This is a genomic window from Sorangium sp. So ce834 (genome assembly GCF_051521425.1).
GTDB lineage: Bacteria > Myxococcota_A > Polyangia > Polyangiales > Polyangiaceae > Sorangium > Sorangium cellulosum_D.
This window is the reverse complement of sequence record NZ_CP150351.1, coordinates 13,561,616-13,586,486: the sequence shown is the minus strand read 5'-3', so window position 1 is coordinate 13,586,486 and position 24,871 is coordinate 13,561,616. Positions and strand designations below refer to the sequence as shown.

General features: G+C 72.9%; 16 protein-coding genes. 4 read left to right on the top strand and 12 right to left on the bottom strand.

The features are described 5' to 3' along the window. Positions 1 to 34 precede the first annotated feature (34 nt). From WMF20_RS49725 to miaA, 3 genes are read left to right on the top strand one after another with little or no spacing between them, the layout of a single operon-like run. A complete protein-coding gene (locus tag WMF20_RS49725) occupies positions 35 to 706 on the top strand; it encodes a hypothetical protein (RefSeq protein WP_437609130.1) in 672 nt (223 codons plus the stop codon). Continuing rightward, positions 703 to 2,844: a DNA mismatch repair endonuclease MutL gene (mutL, locus tag WMF20_RS49720; protein WP_437609128.1), complete on the top strand. Its 2,142-nt coding sequence runs from the start codon at positions 703 to 705 to the stop codon at positions 2,842 to 2,844. Before WMF20_RS49725 ends, mutL begins: the two co-directional genes overlap by 4 nt. Then, positions 2,841 to 3,839 carry a tRNA (adenosine(37)-N6)-dimethylallyltransferase MiaA gene (gene miaA, locus WMF20_RS49715; RefSeq protein WP_437609126.1) on the top strand — a complete coding sequence of 333 codons (999 nt, stop codon included), beginning with the start codon at positions 2,841 to 2,843 and terminating at the stop codon, positions 3,837 to 3,839. Before mutL ends, miaA begins: the two co-directional genes overlap by 4 nt. Before the next feature lie 341 nt (positions 3,840 to 4,180). Here the strand turns inward: miaA and WMF20_RS49710 are convergent, their stop codons facing one another. The 9 genes from WMF20_RS49710 to WMF20_RS49670 all read right to left on the bottom strand — a co-directional run bounded on the left by WMF20_RS49710 (position 4,181) and on the right by WMF20_RS49670 (position 17,174). Next, positions 4,181 to 4,984 carry a phytanoyl-CoA dioxygenase family protein gene (locus WMF20_RS49710; protein ID WP_437609124.1) on the bottom strand — a complete coding sequence of 268 codons (804 nt, stop codon included), beginning with the start codon at positions 4,982 to 4,984 and terminating at the stop codon, positions 4,181 to 4,183. 159 nt (positions 4,985 to 5,143) lie between these two features. After that, positions 5,144 to 5,875, bottom strand: coding sequence for a hypothetical protein (locus WMF20_RS49705; RefSeq protein ID WP_437609122.1), 732 nt, complete (start codon positions 5,873 to 5,875; stop codon positions 5,144 to 5,146). Positions 5,876 to 5,975: 100 nt separating this feature from the next. After that, complete coding sequence (locus tag WMF20_RS49700; protein WP_165374594.1) at positions 5,976 to 6,119, bottom strand: hypothetical protein; 144 nt, start codon at positions 6,117 to 6,119, stop codon at positions 5,976 to 5,978. A 194-nt stretch (positions 6,120 to 6,313) separates the two neighbouring features. Next, complete coding sequence (locus WMF20_RS49695; RefSeq protein ID WP_437609119.1) at positions 6,314 to 8,644, bottom strand: methyltransferase domain-containing protein; 2,331 nt, start codon at positions 8,642 to 8,644, stop codon at positions 6,314 to 6,316. Between the two features lie 271 nt (positions 8,645 to 8,915). After that, positions 8,916 to 10,250 (bottom strand): DUF1552 domain-containing protein, encoded by a 1,335-nt coding sequence (locus tag WMF20_RS49690; RefSeq protein ID WP_437609117.1) that lies wholly within the window; start codon positions 10,248 to 10,250, stop codon positions 8,916 to 8,918. A 51-nt stretch (positions 10,251 to 10,301) separates the two neighbouring features. Then, complete coding sequence (locus tag WMF20_RS49685) at positions 10,302 to 11,972, bottom strand: DUF1592 domain-containing protein (protein WP_437609115.1); 1,671 nt, start codon at positions 11,970 to 11,972, stop codon at positions 10,302 to 10,304. 677 nt (positions 11,973 to 12,649) lie between these two features. Continuing rightward, positions 12,650 to 13,192, bottom strand: a complete 543-nt coding sequence (locus tag WMF20_RS49680; protein ID WP_020742099.1) for an inorganic diphosphatase — start codon at positions 13,190 to 13,192, stop codon at positions 12,650 to 12,652. 209 nt (positions 13,193 to 13,401) lie between these two features. Beyond that, positions 13,402 to 15,819 (bottom strand): DUF1592 domain-containing protein, encoded by a 2,418-nt coding sequence (locus WMF20_RS49675; protein ID WP_437609113.1) that lies wholly within the window; start codon positions 15,817 to 15,819, stop codon positions 13,402 to 13,404. 59 nt (positions 15,820 to 15,878) lie between these two features. Continuing rightward, positions 15,879 to 17,174 carry a DUF1552 domain-containing protein gene (locus tag WMF20_RS49670; protein WP_437609111.1) on the bottom strand — a complete coding sequence of 432 codons (1,296 nt, stop codon included), beginning with the start codon at positions 17,172 to 17,174 and terminating at the stop codon, positions 15,879 to 15,881. A 745-nt stretch (positions 17,175 to 17,919) separates the two neighbouring features. Here WMF20_RS49670 and WMF20_RS49665 point away from each other — a divergent pair. Beyond that, positions 17,920 to 19,164, top strand: a complete 1,245-nt coding sequence (locus tag WMF20_RS49665) for a hypothetical protein (RefSeq protein ID WP_437609109.1) — start codon at positions 17,920 to 17,922, stop codon at positions 19,162 to 19,164. Between the two features lie 106 nt (positions 19,165 to 19,270). Here WMF20_RS49665 and WMF20_RS49660 read toward each other — a convergent pair whose 3' ends face one another. From WMF20_RS49660 to WMF20_RS49650, 3 genes are all read right to left on the bottom strand, one after another. After that, a complete protein-coding gene (locus WMF20_RS49660) occupies positions 19,271 to 20,602 on the bottom strand; it encodes a phosphoribosyltransferase family protein (RefSeq protein ID WP_437609107.1) in 1,332 nt (443 codons plus the stop codon). A gap of 125 nt (positions 20,603 to 20,727) precedes the next feature. After that, entirely contained in the window at positions 20,728 to 22,425 is a 1,698-nt protein-coding gene (locus tag WMF20_RS49655) for a DUF6882 domain-containing protein (protein ID WP_437609105.1), read from the bottom strand. 282 nt (positions 22,426 to 22,707) lie between these two features. Next, on the bottom strand, positions 22,708 to 24,684 hold the full coding sequence (locus WMF20_RS49650; RefSeq protein ID WP_437609102.1) for a DsbA family protein: 1,977 nt from the start codon (positions 24,682 to 24,684) through the stop codon (positions 22,708 to 22,710). Positions 24,685 to 24,871 lie beyond the last annotated feature (187 nt).

The window sequence follows — 24,871 nt, the reverse complement described above, 5'->3', positions numbered from 1 at the left end:
CAGGTAAGGAAGAGAGCGCGCGAGATCGGAGAACGTGCTACACGGCAGCCTCCACGTGGACTCGCACCGCCCCCCGCGCCCGCGCTCGCTGCGCCCCTGGTACCTGGTGGCCACCATGCTGCTCACCTGGCTCATCGGCGTGCGCGGCTTCATGGCGGGATGCGGGACGGCCATGTACCTGCGCGGCGGCATGGCCCCCGACGTGATGGCCGTCGCCCAGCAAGCACGCGACCAGGGCGAGCCATTCCAGTTCACGTACCTGGTGCTCGAGGCGGCCCAGGCGCGCGCCCTCAGCCTGTACCAGGACGTCTCCTTCCCGCTCAGCATCGGCAAGGTGATCCTCGGCGGGCTGCTCGTCATCGCGAGCGGCCTGGCGCTCGGCGGGCGGCCCGGCACGCGCGGCTTCGTGCTCCAGGTCCTCTTCGCCAACCTGGCCTTCGCCGCGGTCGATTACGCGCTCACCCGGGGCGTCCGCGGCGCGTGGATCGACATGGTGGCGCAGGCGGGGGCGCTCCTGCCGCCCGACGTCCCCGAGCGCGCCGGCCTCACGAACCCGGGCCTCTGGTGGACCGCCGAGCGGGTGCGCTTCGTGGTCTTCGAGCTGGCCATCCTCGGCGCCGCCGCGCTGGCGCTGACGCGGGAGCGCACCAAGCTCTACTTCCAGGCGGTCGCCCGGACGGCGGTCGACCCCGGCGACGAGCCATGAGCACCGCGGAGAGGATCGCCGGCGCGGATCCTCGATCGAAGCCCGCCCAGCCCGAGGCGCGAAGGGTCGCCGTCCTGCCGGACGACCTCGCCAACCAGATCGCGGCCGGCGAGGTGGTCGAGCGGCCGGCGAGCGTGGTCAAGGAGCTCGTCGAGAACGCGCTCGACGCGGGCGCGCGCCGCATCCGCGTCGACATCGAGGGGGGCGGCGTCGGCCTGGTGCGCATCGCGGACGACGGGCGCGGGATGAGCCGCGAGGACGCCTCGCTCGCGGTGCTGCGCCACGCGACGAGCAAGATCGCGCGGATCGACGACCTCCGCTGCATCCAGAGCTTCGGCTTCCGCGGCGAGGCGCTCCCGAGCATCGCCTCGGTGAGCCGCTTCTCGCTGCGCACGCGGCGCGACGGCGAGTCGGAGGGGACGGAGATCCGGATCGAGGGCGGCGGCCCGACGCAGGTCGTCCCCTGCGGGTGCGCCGTCGGCACGGTGGTCGAGGTGCGGGACCTCTTCTACAACGTCCCCGCGCGGCGCAAGTTCCTGCGCGCCGTCGGGACCGAGTCGGCGCACGTGACCGAGATCGCGCAGGCGGTCGCGCTCGGCGAGCCGGGCGTGACGCTGGTGCTCTCGCGCGACGGGCGCGTCGCGCGGGAGTGGCTGCGCACCGCGAGCCGCGCGGAGCGGGCGCGCGCGATGCTCGCGGGCGAGGAGCTCGCGACGTGCGCCGGGCAGCGGGGGCCGCTCACGGTGGAGGCGTTCGTGTCGCGGCCGGAGCGCGCCCGCTCGGGCGCCGGCTGGCTGTGGATGTTCGTGAACGGGCGGCACGTGCGCGACCGGTCGCTGGCGCGCTCGATCGCGCTCGCCTACGGCAGCGTGCTCGAGCCGGGCCGGTACCCCATCGGCGCGGTGTTCATCGATCTTCCTCCCGAGCTCGTGGACGTGAACGTCCACCCGCAGAAGGCCGAGGTCCGCTTCGCCGACGGCCGCGCCGTCGCCGACGCGCTCTACAAGATCGTCGCCGCGCAGGTGGCCGCGGCGTTCGGCCTGCCCGCGCCGGCCCCCGGCGGCTTCCAGGGCCGCAAGGGCAAGCTCTTCGAGGACGCGGCCTCGCCGCCCGGAGACGCCTGGGTCTGGTCCAGCGGCCCCTCCGCGGGGGCGCCCGCGGCGGGCGCGCCGAGCGAGCGCCAGGAGCCGCCGGCCGACCCGTGGGGCCTCGGCGGCGATCTCGTCGGGATCCCGCCGGGGCGCCCCGAGGCCGCGCGCCCCGGGTCCGCCACGAGCGGCGTGGGCGCGCCGGCGCAGCTCGGGGTGTGGGACGACATCACGTCCCCCGAGCGGCGCGGTGGGGCGGTCGGGCCGGCGATCGCGCCGGGCGCTCCGGGGATCGCGCCAGAGGAGCCGGCGGCCGCGCTGGGCGGGCCGGCGAACGTGCCGGGCGGGCTGGCGACCGCGCGGGGCGGGCCGGCGGCCGTGCCGGGCGGGCCGGCGAACGTGCCGGGCGCGCCACCCGTGCCGTACCCGACCGGCAGCGGGGCCGTGCTCGCTGCGGCCGAGCGCGTCCTCGCCTGGAAATCGCTGCGTTTCCTCGCGCAGGTGCGCAACACGTACTTCGTGTGCGAGGGCCCGGACGGGATCTACTTCCTCGACCAGCACGCGGCGGCGGAGCGCGTGACGTTCCACCGGCTGCGCGCGGCGTACGACGGGCGCGACGTCGCGACGCAGAAGCTGCTCTTCCCGGTGCTCGTGCCGGCGGCGCCCGCGGAGGTGTCGCTGGTCGAGGAGGCGCAGGAGGCGATCGCGCGGCTCGGGCTCGACGTACGCCCGGCGGGCGCGGCGCAGCTCGCGGTGCACGCGGTGCCGACGCTGCTCCGCCGCGCGGCGCCCGAGCGCCTCGTGCGCGACCTCGTGGACGAGCTGAGCCACTCGGGCGAGCGCGCCTTCTCGGGCGCGGTGGACCTCGCGCTGGCGACGATGGCCTGCCACGGCTCCCTGCGCGCCGGCGATCCGGTGGCGCCGGACGAGGCGCGCGCGCTGCTCGCGGCGCTCGACGAGGTCGATTTCGCCGGCCACTGCCCGCACGGCCGGCCGATCGTGATGCGCGTCGGCTGGCCGGAGCTGGAGCATCGCGTGGGGCGGCGGTGATCGAGGCCGAGCGCGGGCTCGCCCCGGAGGCGAGCGAGGCCGCCGCGCCGCCGTACGCGGCCGCCGCGCCGCCGTCGTGGGAGACGATCGCGCCGCCGTCGTGGGAGGCGATCGCGCCGCCGTCGCCGGGCGAGCTGCTCGTCGTGGTCGGGCCGACGGCGAGCGGCAAGACCGAGCTCGCGATCCGGCTCGCGGAGCGCTTCGGCGGCGAGGTGGTGAGCGCCGACAGCGTGCAGCTCTACCGGGAATTCGACCTCGGCTCCGGCAAGCCGACGCCCGACGAGCGGGCGCGCGCGCCGCACCACCTGATCGACGCGGCCGATCCGCTGGAGGCGATCGACGCCCAGCGCTTCGCGGAGCTCGCGGAGGCGGCGATCGGCGATATCCGCGGCCGGGGCCGGGTGCCCATCGTCTGCGGCGGCACGTTCCTGTGGGTGAAGGCGCTGCTCTTCGGCCTGTCGCCCGCGCCGCCCGCCGACCCCGAGGTGCGGGCGCGCCACCGCGCGATCGCCGAGGCCGAGGGGCGCGCCGCGCTCCACGCGCGCCTGGCCGAGGTGGATCCGGAGAGCGCGGCGCGCCTCGCGCCGAACGATCTCGTGCGCGTGAGCCGGGCGCTGGAGATCTACGAGCGCTCGGGCCGGACGCAGAGCGCATGGCACGCCGAGCACGGCTTCCGGGAACGCCGCCACGCTGCGCGCCTGCTCGCGGTGCAGCGGGACCGCGCCGAGCTCGACCGCCGCATCGAGGCGCGGGTCGCCGGGTGGCTGGAGCAGGGCTGGGTGGACGAGGTCCGCTCGCTCATGGCGCGCGGCTACGGCGGCGCGCGGGCGATGGGCTCGGTGGGCTACCGGGAGGTGCGGGCGCACCTGGAAGGCGGCCTGCCGGCCGCGGAGCTCGCGCCGGCCATCGTGCGCTCCACGCGCGTCTTCGTGCGGCGGCAGCGCACCTGGCTGAGGGATCAGCCGGTCGCGTACGTCGCGCTCGCCGAGCGGTGATAGTTAGATAGTCTAACGAACCTTATCGCGCCGCGAAGCAGCCCCCGACGAGCGGACGAGGGCGGTCGAGGGGGGCAGGCCGGTCGCATGCGCCAGGCTCACGGGCAGCGTTGATAGTTAGATAGGCTAACGAACCTTATCGCGCCCCGAAGAGCCCCCCCGACGAGCGGCCGAGGGCGGCCGAGGGATCAGGCGGTCGCATACGTCGCGCTCGCAGAGCGATGATAGTTAGATAGTCTAACGAACCTTATCGCGCCGCGCGGAAGCCCCTCCTCCACGAGCCCCCGATGCAGCCCCGGGGCGTCGCGGCCACGGGCGGTCCGGGCGCGCGACGGCGCGGGTCAATAGGCGAAGGCCTGGTAGACCTCGGTCTCCTCGGGGCCGTCGAGCGACTCGACGATCGGGTTGAAGCGGAGCATGCGCTTCGCCCGCTCGGACAGGTGGGGGAGGCTCTCGCGGGGCACCCGGATCGAGACCTCCGGGCGGAAGAGCCAGCGGCGGCTGTAGCCGATGACGACCATGGGCCGCGGCTCGCGCGAGCGGTTCGGGGTCCCGCGGTGCAGGCCGCGAACGTCGCGGACCATGACGTCGCCGAGATCCATGGTGATCGGCTCGAGCGCGACCTCGCCCTGCTCGAGGCGCCGCATCCCCTCGGCCTTGGAGAGCATGTGCGTGCCACGAGCGATCTCGAGCGGGCCGTTCTCGGCGGTGACGTCGACCAAGGGGAAGTTGACGGCGAGCTGGAACGCAGGCGTCTCCCTGCCGGTCTCCGGGAAGAGCGGCGGCGTGTCGCGGTGGACGTCCTGGTACTCGGACCCGAGGAGCGGTGTGTCGGTCGCGAGCTGGACCATGGTCATGTCGGCCCCCACCAGGCGCTCGACGACGCCCAGGATCGTCTCGTCTTCGTAGATGCGCGGCTCCGCGAAGGGGGCTTTGAACGGGAGCGTCACGTAATAGCGCCCTGGCCCCCGGTTCTTGAGGTGCCCCTCGCGCGCGATGTGCGCGTCGAGGAGCGGCGCGAACGCCTCACGCCACGAGTGCAGCAGGCTCTTCGGGATGAGGCTCTTGATCAAACAGAACCCATCGCGCTGCGCTGCGTGGGCAAGCTCATCCAGTTCGGCGCTCGTGCGTCGGGCGTGGCTCATAGCTCGGCGCCAAGCTTGGTGTGGCTCCCGCCGAGTCGTCAAGCTCAGCACTCGCCGTCTACCGATTCGTGCCGACCCCGCCTTTCGCGGAATCGTCGTCTTCGAAAGAGAAGTCGCCGCGTCAGGCAGTTGGAGCACGCGCGGGACGGACGAGCGCTCTCATCTCGCCCGATGTCCGGAGGACGCCGCGTCGGCGGCGTCGATTCCCTCGCCGTCAGCGCGGCTGCACCTCACCTCGCCGTCGCAGCGCGGGCAGCCCGCGCCGCGGGGCCGCGGCTCCTGCGCGAACGCGACCCGACCGCAACCAGCGCAGACGGTCATGTGGCTCCGGTAGAGCTCCGCGTCGGAGAGGATCTCGGCGGCGAACAGGCTGAGCACGATGTCGCTCAGGAGGTCGCTCTCGCGCGGCGCCGGGATCCAGCCCGAGCGGTCGCCGACCACGCTCCACCTCACGCGCGCGCTGTACAGCGCTGCGCGGAGGAACCCGCGATCGGGGTTCGGCGACACGAAATCGAGCAACGCGAGCGCCACGCGCCGGCGCGCACATCCGGTGAGCGCCGCGATCTCGCGGTGACGCTCGTCGAGCTCGCAGAGCTCCACGGTCGCCGCGCCCGGCTCGCGCACCGCGCGGGGGGCCTTCATCCAGCCGGGCGCGACCACGTGCTCGTGGAGCCACGCCGCGAGCTCGTGGGGTTCCCACGGACGGGTGGTGACCTGCATGAAGCTGAGCGCGCCGGCCAGGCTCGGGCTCGCGAGCAGGCGCGCCCGCAGCGCGACGAACGAGCTGGCCCGCCCAGCGCCGACTCGAACGCCCTGCCCGAGCGCCTCTCGTCGGACGGAGCGGCTCGCGGGCCTGAGGCCTTCCATCGCGATCTTCAGGGAATTGCTCATAAGTTCCATGGTGTTCCGTCCCGCGGTGCGCTGCGGGGGGCGGCCGATCGCCGGCGATGTGCGGCGCTGTAAGCGCCCCGCGTGCCAGCCATTCGATGCGTCAGCCCTCCGCCGCATCGCGCGAAGACGCGCTGATTGCGCTCAAAAGAGCGCGGCGCGCGAATGCAGCTGAGGTCTCGAGACCGCCGTCCATCGCACGCAATTGCTGCGTCCAGGCATCAGGCAGCTGGAACGCAATCGACATCTGCGCTCGGAGCGCGTCCTGCGCTCATCCGCGGCTCGATGAAGAGGGTCCGTTTCGCGCGCCGGCGCGGCACGCAGGCGATCATCCGCCCGCGACAACCCGAGATCGCGTCCGATCGCTCCCCGAAACATCGTGATGAGAGCACCCGGATGCGTGCCTGCCGTCGGCTCACCCGCCGGGCAGCGAGGAATCCATCACTGCGGGCGCGGCGGCGAGATCGCGGCGCCGAGCGCGTGGGCCGCGCGCAGGGTCACGACCCGCAGGTGACCGTCGGGCAGGTGCTCCCGCCCCGCGACCAGCGCGGTCAGCGGCACCCAGTGAAGCCGCCGATGCGGAGCGGACACCGGCGCGGCCACCCCGGTGACCACGAAGGCGATGGGATGGACCAGCTCCGGCGTCAGCCCTGCCGAGGGGCGGTAGGCGCCTCCGAGCTCGACGGCCTCGCCCGCGTCGACGCCGTACTCGACCAGGAGCCGCGCCCGCACGAAGGCCTCGGCCTCCGCGAGGGTGCGCGCGCTCCGAGGCAGCCGCCACGCCGGCGCGACCAGGAGATCGCTGTTGCCCGAGAAGCTCTGGGCGGCGGGCAGGTCGTGGTCGTCCACGCCGAGCACCACCTCTCCCGACGGCGCGCGCGCCAGCAGCGCGGTCGAGACGGTCAGCGCGCCGAGCGGCCGCGGCACCACGTACTCGAGCTCGCGCGCGGCCACCACGGCGCCGCCTTCGGCGAGCTCCTCGAAGCGCGCCCGCCGCACCTCAAGGAACCCGGCGCTGGCGCTCGGGTCCACCCGCGCGTACCGCCGGCGGCTCGGGCGCTCGAGCAGGGCGCGCAGCGACGTCGGCTCCACGACGGCCACCGCGCCGCCGCCCACGCTCGCGAACGCGGCGCCTGCGGCGCCCGCTCCGGGCGGCGCGGAGGCCCCCCCCGGGAGCGCGATGTCGTCGCCGATCCACGGCCCGAACGGCAGCCCGAAGCGCGCCAGCAGGTCGTAGACGTTCAGCTCGAGCCGCGCGTCGGGCAGGCCGCCGACCTGCGCGGCGCGCAGCAGCTGGCGCGCCTCGATCGCGCGGATGCGGCCCGAGGTGCCGAACCCGGAGACGTTCTCGGGAGGCGCGTTCACGAACGACGGCTCGACCTCCACGAGCATCGAGCGCACCTCTTCGAGGATGCCGCCGGGCGACGGGTAGTACGTCGTCCCCGGGATCATCCGCTGGATCGCCTCCGCCCGCACGCCGGCCGCGCGCTCCAGCGCTCGCTCGACCGTGTGGCCGACCGGGAGCTCGGTCTGCACGACCGCGATCGGCTCGGCCAGGTAGTCGGCCGGGCCGCTGCCGTCGAGGGGCGGCGTCTCCTCGCGGCAGGCGCGCGCGATCGGGCGCGGGTAGCTCGTCCTCGCCAGCACGTACGCCGTCTCGCCGGCGAAGAAGAACGGCACGATGTCCAGCGTGGGGTGGGGCCGCGCCGCCAGGTCGAACACCCGCCCGGTGGCGCGATCCTGGTGGTGCTCGATCCGCAGGAACCGCGGAGGGCCCTCCGCCGGCCGGAGCCGGAACGCGACCCCCTGACCGGCCCTCACCTTCTCGCCGACGATGAGGTAGTTCGTGGGCGGATACGGCAGCCGCGCGCCCGCGGCGTCCCGCAGCTCGAAGCGGCCGGCGAACCGGTTGCGCACGATCCACGGGTTGCGCAGCGGCGTGGACGACAGCACGCGCAGGCCGAGCCGGGCGAAGAGGGCCTCGAACTGCGCTTGCGAGAAATAGGTGTACTCCTCCTTGACCTCGGCCTCCCAGTCGGCGCGGTAATCCTTCCGCAACGCGAACTCGACCGCGTGCTTGTGGGCGAGCCGATACCGCCGCCACCCGGGGCGCGGCGCGGGAAGCGCGCCGGACGGCCCGGGGGAGAGCCGCTCCAGCGGGAACCCGGGCTCGGGCGACAGCGAGCGAAACTCGCCGGCGAACCGCTCGAGCAGCGCCGCGGTCGAGGCGCTGCGGGGGTCGGGGCCGCCGTCGCCGTCGTCGGCGGGCACGTCGAGCAGCACCGGCTCCGGCCCCGGGTCGACGAAGTCGCGCACCACCAGCACGCCGCCCGGCGCGAGCTGCTCCACCTGCGCCGAGAGCGCGTCCGCCGCGTTCGCGTGGCGATAGCCGCCATACGAGGTCACGTGGTGCAGCACCGACGAGTCGAAGATCCCGTCGAGGCTCTCGGGCGGGAAGACCGCCGTGGCGATGTCGCCCAGCTGGAAGCTGAGGTTCGGGTGCCGGTGAGCGCGGCGCGCGAGCTCGATGACCGTGGGATCGATGTCGACGCCGATCACCTCGAGCCGCGGGTAGAGCTGCGCCAGCGCGGCGCTGCCCTGCCCCGAGCCCATGCCCATGTCGGCGACGCGGCCCTCGCACAGGAGGTGCGCGGCCGTGAGCGCGATCTTCTGGCGCATGGACGCGTCCATCGCGGACAGGTACCGCGCGTACGCGGAAAGGTCGTCTCGCCGTTGATCCGCCTCGTACCCCGCCGCCGCGCTCGTCGTCATGGCCACGAGTGTACGCGGGGCGCGGGGGGCGGAAAGACCGCAGCGCGGGTCGTCGAGCGCGCTCCTGCGTGCGGCGCAGCACCTCGTCCGAGGTGGTGTTCGACGGGATCGCCGCGCCGAAACAGGGTGGAGTACGCGGGTGTTGGGGGAAGCGATGGTCGGCAGGTCGTCCGCGGCTCCGCGCGACCGACCCTTCCAGTCGCCGACCCCCGCGGAGCCCGCCGCGACAGGCGCGTGGGGGCGCGCCTGTCGCGGCGGCGGTGCGCGTGGCTCAGGTCGCGGCCAGGCCCGGGAGCGGCGACTTCGCCGGGAGGGCCGGATCGCCGAAGCCAGCGTAGTCCGTGACGCCCATCGCGTCGCACAGGCTGAGCAGCACGCGCTCGTGCCGTTCGTTGCTCCTGATGAACCGGCCGCCCGGGGCCGTCTTCAGGTAGCCGCCGGTGCCGCTCGCCAGGACGAACTTCATCTCGTTCTGGGTGTGGTTCGGCGCGTCGCCCATGTCGCGGCACCAGGCGACCAGCGTGTTGTCGAGGAGCGTTCCCGAGCCGTCGGCCTCGGGGATCGACTTCAGCTTCTTGACGAGGCTGACGAACTGCTGGTGCAGCCACTTCTCGAGCTTGATCAGGTCGGCGTGCGCAGGGGCGCCGGTGTGGATCATGCCGTTATGCTCCTCACCCCTGAGGCCGATCTCGTCCAGAGCCACGTTCATCGTCTGATCCGAACCCCACTGGATCCCCGCGACCCGGGTCATGCCGCACGCAAAGGCGCTGACGATGATATCCATATGAATCAGGTTCGCCTTCAGATTGTTGGTGAAGTCGCCGGTGGGCTTTCCCGGGACCGTGCAGGCCCCGCCGCCGCCGCCGCCGCCGCCGCCGTCGCCGCCGGTCATCTGGCCCGCGATGGACTGCTCGAGCTGACGGATCGAGTCGAGATGCAGATCCAGCTTGTACTTCTGCTCCGACCCGAGATTCCCCTTCAGCGTCGTGATCTCGCCCCTGAGATTGTCGAGGATGCTCTTGCGCCGGCGCAGCCGCTCCTCGGCGGAGTTGTCGTTGGGGGTCGTCGGGTTCGTCGGCGCCACATCGCTGAACAGGTTCGAATAGGCGGTCACCGGGGACGCGGTGGGCGGCAGGTTGTCCTTCTTGTAGAACCCGGTCTTGCCGCCTCCGGTGTCGGCGCCGAGCAGGAGATACTCGGTGGTCGTCCCCAGCTTCCCGGTGGCCTTCAGCTTCTCCACGATGAACTGGTCGACCGAGATCAGCCCGTAGGGGCCGTTGCTATAGTAGCCCATCCCGGTGAGGCCGTCGGCGGACCCGTGGTTGTTGCTCGGGCTGCCGCTGGGGAGGCCATCCACCATCACGATGTGCTCCTTGATCTCCGCGAGCGGCGATGTGGACTCGCTGAACGTCGGGGTCTCGCCGGAGACGCTCGTGGGCTTCCAGATCGAGGGAGCCGTCCCCATGGTGAAGAAGATCAGGAGCCGCTTCGGCTTCTTTCCAGGAGCCGCGTTGGCGATCGAATCATAGAAGGGCGCGAACAGCAGGCTGGCCCCCAGGCTCGCCCCGACACCCTTAAGAAAGCTCCTACGATTGTGGCTGCGCATGACCGATCCTTTCACTCACTACCGAACTCTTCGTTGTTTGCAGCCGTGAGATCACGGACCTTGAACTCTGCGGGTGAAGTGCGGCGCGTGGGTCAGCGCGAGCCACACGCTCTTGAGGCGGAAGTCCCCGGTAGCCGCCTCCTCCTGAACCTTCTCGTACGTGCAGCCGTCCTGCTCCCAGGTGCCGCCGAACGCGTAGTACGACCAGTAACGGACCATGCACGCCTTGACGTCCTCGTTCGCCGCGAGGTAGTCGGCCAGCTCGGTCAGGCCGTCGAAGCTGAAGTTTTCCCCCGAGGGCGGCTCGACGACCGTGCCGGTCGCGTCGATCTGGAACCCTTCCTCCTCGCTCCGCCACCGACCGAACGTGTCGTAATGCTCGAAGCCGTAGCCCATTGCGTCCGTGAACTTGTGGCAGCCGGCGCAGTAATCCGCCTTGGTGTGCGCCTCGTATCTCATGCGCGTGGTGGCCGGGCCCTCCAGCGCCTTGACGTTCGGATCCACGCCGGGCGGCGGGGGCTCGAGCGGCTGGCAGAGGAGGCGCGTGCGGACCATCTTGCCGCGCTGGGTCGGCGAGGAGTACTCCGAGCCCCCGTGGCCCGTCAGGAAGCTGGCGTGGGCCAGGATGCCCCGATCGCGCTGCCCCGGGCTGATCGACACCCGGGTCAGCTCGGGGCCGCCGGCGCCGCCGATGCCGTAGTGCTGGGCAAGGCTGCTGTTGATGAACGTGTAGTCCGCCTGCAGGAGGTTGGCGAACGTGCCGTCGTTGTTGAACACGGTGTCCACGACGAGCGCCTGCGTCTCGGCCATCATGTCCGGGCGCAGGGCGTCGAACTGCGTGTCCTTCTTCACCACGGGGCCGAGCCGGTTGAGCTGGAGCCAGCCGCGCATGAACCGCATCAGCTCGGCCTCGGCGCGCGGCCGGGCCGCCGGGTCGGTCATCAGGCGCAGCGCGTGCTCGGCGATCTGCTCGCGGGTCAGGCTGGCGCCCTGGTCCGCGGCCGCGTCGGCGGCCTGCAGCAGCGCGTCGTCCGGCATGGTGCCGGTGATCAGGTACGAGAGGTTGTTCGCGACCTCGTACGGGCCGAGCTCGTAGACGCCCGAGCCCGTGTCGTTCCCGATCTCGCGGCGGTACAGGAAGTACGGCGACTGCAGCATGGCGGCCACCACCACCTTGGCGCCGTCCTCGAACGTCTTCTCCGCACCGAACAGCGTGTCGTAGGACTTGAACTGCTCGTCCGTGAGCTTCTGACGGAACGCGCGGCGGCCGAAGTCGCGGATGAACTGCCCGCGGCAGGCCTCATCGACGGTCCTGCAGGTGGCCGAGGTCAGGCTGTCGAGCTTGCTCGTCACGGCCCAGTCCGCGGTCTCCTCGGCCCAGAGCATGATGGACTTGGCGGTCCCGTCGCGGATCACCAGCGCGTTCGCGTCGACCCTGAAGCCGAGCACCTCCTTATCGTCCAAGATCGGCGGGACGGTGATGCTCGGGTCGCGGAACAGGTCGCGAACGGTGGCCTCGAACTGGTCGACCGCCAGGCGCCGCACGACGCGCGGGCCCGGGGTGCCCTTGTCGGCCGCCAGGCACTCCGACACCTTCGGGATGTCGTGGGGCTGCGGCGGCGGATCGCCGATGGGCGGCGTGCCATCCGGGTTGCTGGAGCCGCCACCGTTGCCGCCGCTGCTGTCGGAGGGGGTGCCGTCGACATCGCCCAGATTGCCCAAGCAACCGAGCGGGCCGGCGAGGAGGAGGGCCACCGCGCAGGAGCGGCGGCACGCGCTCGCCGAAACTAAGCCCTTAAGCGTGCTCATCATTGCTTGAGAAAAGCTGATGTCTCTCATGTTGTCAAGCCCCGATCAAGCGGTGTCGCCTTGCTAGCTCACGAGCTCACGTGGTTTCCACGTGCCCTGACTGGATTCGTCGGTTATCGGTTAATCGATTCAGCGCTTCTGCCTGTCTCCGCCGGCCTCCGCATCGTTCACAGGATCGTCACAGGACCGAGTTCGCTCTCCAGAGATGGAGTCTCGCTCGACGCAGAGCGTCGAACCGCTTCACGATGTCGTGCGCCATGCGGGCGAGCTCGGCCGGCCCGCGTACCCAGAGCCGAACCGGAGCCGCTGGATCGCCAGGCGCGCCTCGACCTCGGGTCCCGCGACGAGCCGCTGGGCGAGCACGCCATTTCCCGTGAGTGTCGAAAAGCGATCCACGGCGAGATGAACTGCAACCCCTGTGCCGCGTCGTCCCTCGATACCGACCCGGGGCCGACCCGGGGTCCTGGGCCGATTTCTGGATTTTTTCGGAGATTTCGCTGGGGTGGACGAAAAAAAGTCCAGGAAGCGTGATCCACCCCGGTAGCGATCCATCCATGCTCATCCGTGACGGGGCCCCCGCCCCGGCCGCGTCAGCCCTTGGACCAGGCGCTGATCGAGCGATAGCTGGCGACGGACTCCTCGATGACCTCCAGGGCGCGGTTCCTGTCGTACATCGTCTCGACCTCGGCGAGCTTGTTCTCGAGCGTCTTGTAGTCGATGAAGAACCGCATGAGCTCCTTGGTCACATGCGGGGGCAGCTCCTCGTGGGTCAGGTAATGGGCCACGGAGGGGTCGTCGACGGCGACCGCGATGATCTTGTCGTCGACGCCCTTGTCGTCGCGCATGAAGAAGCCGCCGATGGCGCGCGCCCTCACGATCGTGAGCGGCACGACCGGCTCCTGCATGAGGACGAGGACGTCGAGCGGGTCGCCGTCGCCCGCGTGCGTCTGGGGGATGAAGCCGTAATTGGCCGGATAATGAACGGACGAGTAGAGCACGCGGTCGAGCATCAAGAGCCCGGTCTTCTTGTCGAGCTCGTACTTGCACTTCGACCCCTTGGGGATCTCGATCACCACGGGAAAGAAATCGTGCCGGCTGTCGGGGAGCAGGATGTCGTGAAGCGGATGGGTCATTGAGGCGTCCTGGGCTTTCGCCCCGCCCTGGGTGTGGACGAGGGGCGCGCAGGATAGCAGAATTCCAGGTAAATTACCGCGCGACGTGGCGCCCGCCACGCTCGCCGCGCGCGCCGTCATCTGATGACACGCATGACGCGCACGCACAGGCGCGCGGCCGAGCCGGCTCGGCCGCGCGCCCGGGCGTGGCGGCGGCGCGCCGCCGCGGCTCACTCCCGCCAGCAGAACCCGAAGCGCGCGGACGCGCCCGGCAGGAGCTCGGCGTTGTAGCTCATGCCGGAGAACTTCACGCCCGCGTTGCCCGCCTCGGCCACGGCGTTCCACACGTCGGTGGGCGTGCCGTCGGTCTGCAGGGTGACCACCCAGGTCGCCGGTGCGTCGCCCACGTTGGTGACGTCGACCGACTTGCAGCCGCCGCCGTCCCACACCGTGTCCACGGTCTCCTTGATATCGAAGTCCGAGCTCACGGGCGGCGGGTCGTTGTCGGTGCCCGACGGCTCCTCGCCGCCGCCGGGCTCCTCCGACGGATCCGGCTGCGCCGCCGCCTCGGCGAGGCGCCTCGTGAAGCGCGGCGACTGCGCGATCGCCTTGATGACGCCCGCGACCGTGAGGTCCTCGGGCCCGAGCTGGCCGGTGATCTGGTCCGCCATGCAGGAGAGCTCGGCCTGGTCCATGGCGCCGAAGCCGAAGCGGAGCCACTGGAGGGTGAAGCACGCCTGCGCGTCGGGGCTCTCCGCGAGCTTCTGGGCGAGCTCTCCGGTGCCGTCGAACGGGCCGCTCGTGCCCGCCGCCCCCACGATGTTGCCGCTCGCGTCGACCGGGTGTCCGTCGTCGGTGTCGCGGTAGCGGCCGACGCCGTCGAAGTGCTCGAAGCCGAAGCCGATCCCGTCGATGAGCGAGTGGCAGCTGCCGCACGCCTCGTTGTTCGAGTGCTCGAAGAACCGCTCGCGGGTCGACTTCGTGGGATCGGGCTGGGGCGGCTTGACGTCGAGCCCCGCGGGCGGGGGCGGCAGCGGCTGGCAGAGGAGCTGCTCGCGCACGAACTTGCCGCGGTGCACCGGCGACGACTCGCCGGCGTGCGCGTGGGTGCTGAGGACGCTGCCGAGCGTGAGGATGCCCATCCGGTTCGACCCGGTGAGGTCGACCCGCGCCGTGCCGTCCTGGTCCGCGGCCCCGCCCGGCGCCGCGAGCCCGTAGAACGACGCGAGCTCCGGGGTCACGTAGGAGTAGCTCGCGGTGTACATCTCGCCCAGCGAGCCGGCGCCGTCGTGGATGAGGTGGCGCACGAAGGCCGCCGTCTCCTTCTCGATCGCCTGCCGGATCTCCTCCGTGTACTCCGGGTACGCGGTCATGTCCTTCGACGGCTTGGCGCTCAGCTGGAGCCAGGTCCTGAAGAACCGGAGGACGCCGGCGTCGGCCCGCGGATCCTGCATCATCCGGTCGACCTCGGCGGAGATGGCCGCCGGCGTCGCGAGCTCGCCCGACTCCGCCTTGCTGAGCAGCTCGTCGTCCGGCATCGAGCTCCAGATCATGTAGGAGAGCTGAGAGGCGATCTCGTGCGGCAGGAGCTGGTAAGTGCCGTCCTGCGCGGCGACGCCGAGCTCCGGGCGATAGAGGAAGTAGGGAGACTGGAGCGCGGCGGCGATCATCGCCTGGATGCCCCCGGCGAAGCCCTCGTCGGCCTTCACGCTGCTGTAGAGATCCATGTACCGGGATCGGTCCTCTTGCGTGAGCGGCCGGCGGAAGGCGCGGCGCCCGAATCGCTCGAAGAACTCGGTCGCGCACGCGTCGTCTCCGGCCTCGATCGGGCAGGGGACGAGCGACCCCGGCGCCGCGGCCACCTTTGCGGCGATGTCCTCGGCGGCGTCCCGCATGAGCTGGACGTCGGCCCCGGCGTAGAGGAGCGCGTCGGCGTTGTTGTCGAACCCCTCGACGTTCGCGTCCGTCGGGAGGATGTAGCCGGTCGTGTCGACGCCGAGGAGGTCGGCCACGGTCCTGTCGAACTCGACGCGCGACAGCCGGCGCAGGACGCGCCGCCCGGACACCGAGTTGGGCTCGCAGGCCGTCGGCTGCTCCTCGCATCCCTCGCCCAGGTTGACGCGGTTCACGAACTTCTCGAACGCCTGGTATTCCTCGCTCTGGAACGGGATGAGCGCGCCGCCGGCGTGGCCGTCGGGGTGCCGTCCGGAGGGGCGCAGGAGGAGCGTCGACTCGCCGTTCACCTCGAGCGCGGCCATGGCGCGCACCGCCTCGAAGTTGGCCTGCAACGCCTCGTCGGTGCCCGAGGTGTCGAACACCATGCGGGTCCCCTTCGCGAGCCCGCTCGCGGTGTGGCAGACGGTGCACTTCGAGGACATGATCGGGTCCCAGAGGTTCGCCTTGAAGAACTCGATGTTGTCGGCGCACCCCGAGTCCAGCGAGCCGGTGTCGTCTCCGCCGTTCGTCTCGTCGCCGCCGCCGAACATGCCGTTGCAGCCGGCGCCCGCGGCGCCCAGCGCGGCGCACGAGAGCAGGAGCGCGTAGCCGAGGCGCGGAGTCCGCCGGCGCCGCGGGGGGTCGCTCGCCGGCGGGGGCCGGGAGACGGACGCGTCCGCCGTGTCGAAGGGTCCCTTCGCGTGTGTGTTCATAAGCTTCTTCCTCGTAATCCCAAGTGCTTTAAGAGGACGGACGCGCGGACGACCGCGCGTCACGCGAGCCCGTCCAGCGGGCCGGTGCCCTTCGAGGCGTCGCCGAAGGTGCTGTTGCTGAGGCCCATGGCCTGGCAGATGGAGACCAGGAGCTGCTGGTGGGGAGCGCCGCCGAACTTGAGGTAGCGGCCGGGCGTGAAGGCTCCCCCACCGGCGAGGACGAACGGGACCGACTCGCACCGGTGCAGCGGCGCGTCGCCGAGCTCCTTGGCCCACACGACGAGCGTCTCGTCGAGCAGGGTGCCGCCGCCGGCGCCGGCGGTCGACTTCAGCTTCTTGAGGAGATAAGCGAACTGCTCGGCGAACCATCGCTCCGCGATGCGGAACCGGTCGACGTCCTCCCCCGAGCTCGCGTGCGAGAGCGAGTGATGATCCTGGCTGGACAGGCCGAGCCACCTGAGGTGCAGCGGCGAGACCGTGTGAGAGAACTGGACGGTCGCGACCCGGGTCCGGCCGCAGGCGAGCGCCGCGGCGACGAGGTCCATCTGCGCGACGGCGATGTCGGGCACGGCGTCCTCGTCCGTCGGGTTGAACGAGGGCGGCGGCGGGGGCGCCGTGCCGCAGCTCGCCGCGACGGGGCCGACGCCGGCGCTCGCGCCGGGCGCGATCTGCTTGAGGCCGTCGATGTGCGCGTCGAGCTTCGCCTGCTCGCGCGCGGGCACGCCGGCGCGCAGCGCCTCCATCTCGCCGTTCGTGACGCGCAGGATGCTCTGCCTGCGCTTCATCTTCGGATCGATCTCGGGAGCTCCCGTTCCGGTCGAGCCGCCGTTGCCGGTGAAGCCGTCGAAGATCTGGTTGTAGGCGGTCCGCGGCTCGTCGATCACGGGCGCGAACTGCCCCGCCGCGCTGTAGGACATGCGGGTCTGCGCGCCGGTCCCCCACGGGCTCGTGTAGATGCCGAGGTTGACCGGCCGGACGCCGAGCTCCTGGGCGACGTACCAGTCGACGCTCTGGCCGCGGCTCGCGCTGCCGGCGTTCCCGCCGCCCGTGAGCATGTTGATCATGCCGGGCTCATGGTTGTCGACGCCCTTGAAGTCGATGCCGTCGCAGACGATGAGATCGGACTTGTGCGCTGCGAGCGGCTCGAGGATCGAGCCCGCAGGGAAAGAGAAGCTCGATCCCGAGCCCGTCGGGCGCCAGAGGTGATGATGGGTCCCGTTGGGGGAGAAAAAGATGACGAGATTGCGCGCAGTACCACCGTCGGCGCGAAGCTGGCTGATCCTCCCGAGGAACGGAGCGGCGAGGAGACCAGCGCCCAGGCCGGCGGCGAAGCGACGTCGGGATATGCGGTTCATGCGAGCGTGCTTTGCAGACGCCGTGCCCGCGAGGCGATCAGCGCCTGAGCACTCGAATCCATCGAGCTCGCGAGTGTGCCACATGTCGCCTGAACCCGGAGCGGTTCTGGGCGCGGGATCCAGTCGATTTGGAGGATGATCCTGGACCGGAGCGAGTTCGGCGCACATTCAGCACAATGCGTGAGCCTCTGCGGCATGGCACGGGATTCCCCGCGAAGCGCGCGCCGCAGGCCCTCATTCAGCGGCGGAGATTCAAGACACGTGCCGCGGGCGTCCGGAAATGCCTTAAGGGACCTCAGCGCCGTTGGTGATGCCTGGCACATTCACGCAGAGACAGCATCACGAGGACGCCAGGAACGCGAGGAGAAGCCACAATTTTATCATCCTGGCATCCTTTGTACCTCGGCCGCTCGACATCTCCTCGCTTGGGGAATACGACGGTGCAGCGATGTTCGTGAGCGTCCGATCCAGTCACGCAGAGCCAAGACCGCCAGGACGCCAAGAGCAGTCGAGACCGTGCCCCGCGCACGCCCCCCCCGGACGTCGGGAGCGCGCGCCCGCGCCTCGGCGCAGGGCGCCGTGCGCGCTCGCGCTGCTCGCGCTGGCCGCGGCCCTCGGCGGCCCCCCCGCGGCGGCAGCGCGCGCGCCCGACGCGGCGCCGTCCGGTCCGCCGCCGCCCGCGGCGGGCGCGCGGACCGTCGCGCCCGCCGATGAGGCCGCCGAGCCGCCGGCCGAAGGCCGCCCCGTGGTCTCGCCGGTCCAGCGCCCCGACGAGCGCGACGTCCCGCAGCGCGCCTGCTCCTTCGCGCTGCCCGTCTGCGCGCACGCGCCCGCGGGCGTCCCCGGCGCCGCCGTCCTGGAGAGCCTCGCCGACCTCGAGGCCGCGATGCGCGCCTACGACGCGCTCGGCCTGCCGCGGCCGCTCCCCGACGGGGCGCGCGGCGGAAGCCCGGCGTACGACCTCTACCTGGAGCGCGGCCCGCGCCGCCCCGCGCGCGTCGGGCACGACCTCAGGGCGATCGGCGAGCGGTTCGACGCCGCGAGCGCGTTCGCCATCGTCGCGGCGCCGGGGCGGGGCGGGTGCTCGAGCGCGTCCGACGCGGCGTACGCGCTCGGCCACGCCGTCGCGACGCGCCTCGACGCCGGGGCCGAGGAGGGCGCGCTCGCCATGGCGGCGAGCTACCTCGCCGCGATCGCGGCGCCGTGCCCGGCCGAGGAGCTCGCCGCGATCGACGCCTTCCAGCGCGCGCCCGAGCGGGCGCTCACGGGCGCGGCGCTCGGCGCCCTCGACGGCGCCCTGCTCTTCCCGTGGTACCTCGACGACGCCTACGGCACCGGGACGCCGGCGCAGGTCGCGATGTCGCTGCTCGCCATCGCGGCGCAGGCCACACCCGGCGGCGCCGCGCGCTTCCGCGCCGAGCCCGACACGTTCGACGCGCTCCGGGCGTCGCTCCGGTCCCGCGGCAAGGACCTCGACGACCTGCTCCTCGAGTTCGCGATCGCGCGGGCGTTCGTGGGCAGCCGCAGCGACGGCGCCCATCTGTCGGACGTGGAGCGCTTCGGCGACTTCGGCCGGGTGCGCTTCGAGTGGTCGCTGCCCTACGCGACGCTCCCGCGGCGGGTCGCGCCCCTGCGCCCGATCGAGCCGACCGGCGCCACCTACCTCTGGCTCGATCTCGGCGCGGAGAGCGCGGCCGGCGGGCCGGACCTCAAGGCGGCCGAGATCACCCTCGTGGCCGACTGGGAGCTGCCCGCGCTGTTCCGCTGGGCGATCGTGAAGATCGACCGGCAGGGCGCCGAGGCCGGCCGCGTCGAGGTGGCCGGCATCTTCGGCGAGAGCCGCGCGCAGCGCACCGTGGTCGGGCTCGACGGCCTCGCGGGGCTGCTCATCGTGGGCGTCAACGCGGGGAGCATGATCCGGAGCCGCCCCTTCGACCCCGACGACGCGCCGTTCATGCCGCACGCGTACACGGTCTGGCTCTCGAGGTGATCGCGGCGTAACTCGACGTAACTCGACGTAGACAGCGCGCCGGCCGGCGCCGCGGACGGCGGCCCAGGGCGCCGCCGCGACGGCCGCGCGGCGGCCGTCCGGCGCGTCACGCCCGCGCCTCGTCGCCCCTCGGGGACAGGTGCTGCGCGAACCACTCCCCCGCGAGTCGGGCCACCGCCGCGAGCGCGCCAGGCTCCTCGAACAGGTGCGTCGCCGAGGGCACCACGGCGAGGCGGCGCGGGCCGGCGAGGCGCTCGAGCGCGTCCTGGTTCAGCGCCAGCACCGCGGTGTCCGCGCTGCCGACGATGAGCAGCGTCGGCACCCGCACCCGCGTCAGGGCCGCGCCCGCGAGATCCGGCCTGCCGCCGCGCGACACGACGGCGCCCACGGCGCGAGGCCGCGCCGCCGCGGCGACGAGCGCGGCCGCCGCGCCGGTGCTGGCGCCGAAGTAGCCGACGCCGAGGTGACGGAGCTCGGGGCGCGCGAGCGCCCAGTCCGTCACCCCGACAAGCCGCCGGGCGAGAAGGTCGATGTCGAAGCGGAGGCGAGCGCTCCGGCGATCTTCCGCGGCCTCCTCCTCGGTGAGCAGATCGAACACCAGCGTGGCCAGCTCCCACCGCCAGAGCGCCTCCGCGACCGAGCGGTTGCGAGGGCTCCTGCGGCTGCTGCCGCTGCCGTGGGCGAAGAGCACGAGGCCGATCGCGCGCTCCGGGATCGCGAGATCCCCCGGCAGCGCCGCCGGGCCCGCCTGGACGAGGAGCGGCCGCTCCGCGCCCTCGGGCGGCGGCAGCTCGCGCCGCGCCTCGGCGAGCAGCCAGGCGACAGCGTCGTCGGAGGTCTGCGAGAAGTCCTCGTAGTAGGCGCCGATCGCCTGGAGGCCGGGGTCCTCCTCGATGCAGGCGATCGAGTCGACCTCGCGGGCGAGCGACGACAGGCTCGATGGCGCGGCGACCGGCGCCGCGAGCACGAGCCGCCTCGGCGAGCGCTTGCGCAGGTCGCGCAGCGCGGCCCGCACCGTGCTGCCGGTCGCGATGCCGTCGTCCACGACGATGACCGTCCGCCCCTCGACGCGGGGCATCGGCCTGTCGCCCCGGAACCGGCGCACCCCGCGCTCCACCTCGGCGGCCTGCTGCTCCGCGATGTCGGCGAGCTCCGCCTCGGTGATGCCGAGCAGCGCGACGAGGCTCCGGTCGATGTACACCTCGCCCCCCTCGGAGATCGCGCCCACGCCGAGCTCCGGCTGCCCGGGCGCGCCGAGCTTGCGCACGATCCACACATCGAGCGGCGCGCCCAGCGCGCGCGCCACCTCGTAGCCCACCTCGACGCCGCCGCGCGGCAGGGCGAGGACGAGCGGAGCCTCGCTCCTGTACCCCGAGAGCAGCTGCCCGAGCCTGCGCCCGGCGTCCCTGCGATCCTGGAACAGCTTCGCTCGACCCATCGCCGCCTCCCCTCACCTCCGCGCCCTTGGATCGTGTTGATCTTTCAAGAGCGGTGCCGCGCGCAGCGCGCGGCAGGGGGCAGCGCCGGCGCGGGCTCAGCCGCGCGGCGCGGGGCGGCGGACCGTCAGCCGAACAGGCTCCACTCGTCCTCGGTGAGCGAGAGGGCGTTGATCAGCTCGAGCGCGAGCTCGCGATCGAGCCACTCGTCGACGCGCTGGCCGGCCGCGACCGCGCTGAAGCACGCGCGCGGGATGCGCTTGGAGAGGTGCATGAGGCACGAGCCGGTCCGATCGAGGCGCGCGACCCAGTCGGTGTCGCGGTAGGCGTACCTGGCCTGGTGGAACAGCGAGTCGCTGAGCGCGGAGATCCTGTCGCGGATGACGTCGGCGGGCTCTGCGCGCGACGCGATCGCCTCGCGGACCTCGCCGATGGCGCGCAGCACGAGGCCGACCGGCGCGCCGGGGTGGAACGAGGCGCGCTTCGGCGAGAACGTGAGATCGTCGAGCGCCAGGAAATACCAGGCCTGTGGCGAGGACACGCGGTAGAGGTACGCCGCGCCGCAGGCGTCGGCCGCCCTCATCGCGATCCGCCAGGCGCCCTCCTCGTCGACGCTGTCCTGCTCCGCGGGCATCCCGTCGATGCGCTCGATCCCGGCGCTGCTGACGAGCGGATCCGCCCACGCCATGACCACGACCGACGTGGCGCGCGACCAGCAGCACAGGAGGCGCGCCCTCGCCTCGGCGGACACGCGGCCGCCCGGCGCGATCCAGACGAAGCGCCCGTCCTTGAGGTCGGCGCGGTACTCGTGCTGCGAGGCGCCGTGCTCGGCGAGCTGCTGGAAGAGCTCCTCGCCCCGCGCCGCCCAGCGCTGGGCGAGGGCCTCCTCGGCGCCGTCGGACGGCGTGTCGTCCCAGTCGAGCTCCGGCGGCCGGGGCGGCGAGAGCTCCGCGTCGTCCGCCTCGCTCGTGTTTTTTTCGCTGCGGGGTCGCCGCTTCGGCGGCGCCGCGCGGGCGTGCTCGTCGGCGCGTGCCCTCGCGGGGCGGAGCCCCGGCGCCGGCGACCGCTCCGCCGCGGCGCCCTTCCGCGCCGACGAGCGCTCCGTCGCGGCGCCCTTCCTCGCCGACGAGCGCTCCGTCGCGGCGCCCTTCCGCGCCGACGAGCGCTCCGTCGCGGCGCCCTTCCGCGCCGACGAGCGCTCCGTCGCGGCGCCCTTCCGTGCCGACGAGCGCTCCGTCGCGGCGCCCTTCCTCGACGCCGCCGCGGCGCCCTTCCTCGACGCCGCCGCGGCGCCCTTCCTCGCCGACGAGCGCTCCGCCGCGGCGCCCTTCCTCGACGCCGCCGCGGCGCCCTTCCTCGCCGACGAGCGCTCCGCCGCGGCGCCCTTCCGCGCCGACGAGCGCTCCGCCGCGGCGCCCTTCCGCGCCGACGAGCGCTCCGCCGCGGCGCCCTTCCGCGCCGACGAGCGCTCCGCCGCGGCGCCCTTCCTCGACGCCGCCGCGGCGCCCTTCCGTGCCGACGAGCGCTCCGTCGCGGCGCCCTTCCTCGCCGCCGCCGAGCGCTTCGTCGTGGCCACCTTCCGCGACGTGGCCGATCGCTTCGCCGGCGCGGCCGGCCGCGCGGCGGCTGCCTTCGCCTTCCCGGGCGTGGCTCGCGCGCTGGCGGCCGGCCGCTCGTGCCTGTCGCGCAGCGCGGCCGGCGAGCCCGCCTCGGCGACGCCGCGCTGGCCCGCCTTGTCACGGGGCTGCGCGCGCGCCCGCCCGCTCGATGCCTTGACGGTGCGCCTGGGTTCGGCCGATGTCCTTCGACCGCGCGGTTTGGGCATTGGGACAGCGTATCACGAGCTCGGAGGGCGATACCGACAGACGCGCGCCGAGAAACGCGCATGTCGAACGGAAAGGCGGTCTACCGAGCGCCGGGCGAGCGCCGGGCCCGGGAGCCCGCAATCGAGCGCCAGCCCACGAGCCCTTCACCCGAGCTCGCGCCCCCCCGGCCCCGCGCGCTCACGCCGCGTTCGGCGCACGTGCGTTTGCGTTCAGCGCGCGTCATTTCTGCTTCTATTTGCGCCCGTTTGCGCCCGTTTACGCCCGTTCACGCCCAGTTGCGTTCAGTTCGCTTCGCTGAGGGCGCGGCGCACGACCTTCTTGAATTTCCTGAGCGGTTGGGCTCCGCTGACCAGGTAACCGTTGATCACGAACCCCGGAGTCCCGGTGATGCCGGCGCTCCGCGCGGCCTCCGCGTCGGCCTCGACGGCGGCCCGGTGGGTGCGCTCGTCGAGGGCCCGGGCGAAGCGCGCCGCGTCGAGCCCGATGCTCGCGGCGTGCTGCTCCAGGGCGGCGCGATCGAGGTTCGCGGCGTCATGGGCCTTGAAGAGCCGATCGTGCATCTTCCAGAAGCCGGCCTGCCCCTGCTGCGCGAGCGCCTCCATGGTTGCTTCGGCGGCCAGCTGCGCTTCGGCGTGGAAGGGGAGCGGCAGGTGGCGAAAGACCACGCGGACCTTGCCCGGGAACGCCTTGATGAGCTCATCCACCGTGGCGACGCTGCGCGCGCAAAAGGGACACTGGAAGTCGGAGAACATCTGGATGACCACCTTGCCGGCGGGCGCCCCCTTGGCGGGGTGGCCCTTGGGCGGCGGCGGCACGGACACCTTCGGCGGGGGCGCCGGCGGGACAGCCTGCTTCTGGATGGCCTCGTAGACCTTCGCGCGCGGCGTCCCCGCCACGACCATGGCCTCCGCCTTGGCGATCTCCTCGTCGATGAGCGCCTGGAACTCCTCGATCGGCTGCGCGCCGACCAACCTGCGCCCGTTGATGAAGAAGTGCGGCGTGCCCGCGGCGTCGAGATCGTCGGCGAGCTCCATGTCGGCCTCGATCGCGGCCGCGTGCTTGCGCGAGGCGACGGCGCGCTTCGCCGCCGCCACGTTCAGCTGGAGCTCCGCGGCGAGGGCCTCGAGCGCCGCGTCGTCGAGGCCGGCCTCGGGCGCGAGGAGGCGGTCGTTCACCCGCCAGAAGGCGGCGTCCCCCTTCTGGGACCGCGCCTCCCGCGCGAGCTCCGCCGCGGGCTCGGCGCGGGGGTGGAACGGGAGCGGGTTGTCCTTCCAGACGACGCGCAGCTTGTCGCCGTACTGCGCCGCGAGCTTCTCGACCGTCGGCGTCACCCGCCTGCAGAACGGGCACTGGTAGTCGCTGAACAGCACCATCGTGACGAGCGCCGTGTCCTTGCCGCGCACGGGCGAACCGCCGACGGGCACGAGGTGCACCACCCGGCGCTCTTCCTCCTCCGCCGCCTCCTCGGGATCCGCGGCGGGCGCCGCGAAGTTCTTCTTGGCGAGCGCCGCGTAGATCTGCTCGGGCGGCGTCCCCTCGGCGCGGAGCGCCCGCGCCGCGGCGAGCTGCGCGTCGATGATCTCGGCGAACCGCTCCGCCGGCTGCGCGCCGACGAGCAGGACGCCGTTGATGAACGACGCCGGCGTGCCGTCCACGCCGAGCCGCGCGGCGAGCGCCATGTCGGCGTCGACCTTCCGCGCCGCCCCGCTCCGCTCGACGAGCTGCTTGACCTGGCCCGGCGTCACCCCCGCCCGCCGGAGCGCCGTCGCTTCGAGCTCCGGCGAGAGCCGCTCGTCGGCCCCGAAGATGGCGTCGTGGAACGCCCAGAAGGCGCCGGGGCCGGCGTGCGCGAACACCGCCATCGCCGCCTCGGCGCTCGGCCGAGCCTGCTTGTGGAAGGCGAGCGGGAAGTTCTTCCACACGATCCGCAGCTGCTCCGGGCCGTAGCTCCGCTCCAGCTGCCGCAGCGTGCCGCCCAGGTGTTTGCAGAAGGGGCACTCGAAATCGGAGAACACGACGATCGTCACGGGCGCGATCCGGCTGCCGCGCGCCGGATCGGCGCGGGTCACCGGCACCGGACCGGGGTCGCCCTCCGCGACCATGAGCTCGTCGAGCGGCGGGCGCTCTGCGGCGCTTGCGCCAGGTGGCCGCGCGGCCTTCGCCGGCTGCGACGGAGGGGACGGCGGGAGCGCGGAGCTGCAGGCCAGGGCGAAGATCAGCGAGAGCCAGGCGACGGCGGCGAGGGCGCGGCGGAGCATCGCGCGAGTGTACTCGCGTTCCGCGATGACGCCGGCCGTCGCCGCGCGGCCTCGCTGCGCCCGGCGCGGAACGCGTCCGCGCGCCGCCTCCGGGAGCGGCGAAGCCCACGGATGCGCCGGGCCAGGCACGATTGACGCCCTCGCCGCCTTCGGCCATGACGGGCCCGGCGCGCCGCTCGGCCGCGCC

Excerpts from the sequence above, each read along its gene's own strand:
- WMF20_RS49705 (WP_437609122.1), bottom strand. The coding sequence starts at position 5,875 with ATGAGCAATTCCCTGAAGATCGCGATGGAAGGCCTCAGGCCCGCGAGC.
- WMF20_RS49650 (WP_437609102.1), bottom strand. The coding sequence starts at position 24,684 with ATGCTCCGCCGCGCCCTCGCCGCCGTCGCCTGGCTCTCGCTGATCTTC.
- mutL (WP_437609128.1), top strand. The coding sequence starts at position 703 with ATGAGCACCGCGGAGAGGATCGCCGGCGCGGATCCTCGATCGAAGCCC.
- WMF20_RS49660 (WP_437609107.1), bottom strand. The coding sequence starts at position 20,602 with ATGGGTCGAGCGAAGCTGTTCCAGGATCGCAGGGACGCCGGGCGCAGG.
- WMF20_RS49655 (WP_437609105.1), bottom strand. The coding sequence starts at position 22,425 with ATGCCCAAACCGCGCGGTCGAAGGACATCGGCCGAACCCAGGCGCACC.
- WMF20_RS49700 (WP_165374594.1), bottom strand. The coding sequence starts at position 6,119 with ATGTCGATTGCGTTCCAGCTGCCTGATGCCTGGACGCAGCAATTGCGT.
- WMF20_RS49695 (WP_437609119.1), bottom strand. The coding sequence starts at position 8,644 with ATGACGACGAGCGCGGCGGCGGGGTACGAGGCGGATCAACGGCGAGAC.
- WMF20_RS49675 (WP_437609113.1), bottom strand. The coding sequence starts at position 15,819 with ATGAACACACACGCGAAGGGACCCTTCGACACGGCGGACGCGTCCGTC.
- WMF20_RS49670 (WP_437609111.1), bottom strand. The coding sequence starts at position 17,174 with ATGAACCGCATATCCCGACGTCGCTTCGCCGCCGGCCTGGGCGCTGGT.
- WMF20_RS49680 (WP_020742099.1), bottom strand. The coding sequence starts at position 13,192 with ATGACCCATCCGCTTCACGACATCCTGCTCCCCGACAGCCGGCACGAT.
- WMF20_RS49710 (WP_437609124.1), bottom strand. The coding sequence starts at position 4,984 with ATGAGCCACGCCCGACGCACGAGCGCCGAACTGGATGAGCTTGCCCAC.
- WMF20_RS49690 (WP_437609117.1), bottom strand. The coding sequence starts at position 10,250 with ATGCGCAGCCACAATCGTAGGAGCTTTCTTAAGGGTGTCGGGGCGAGC.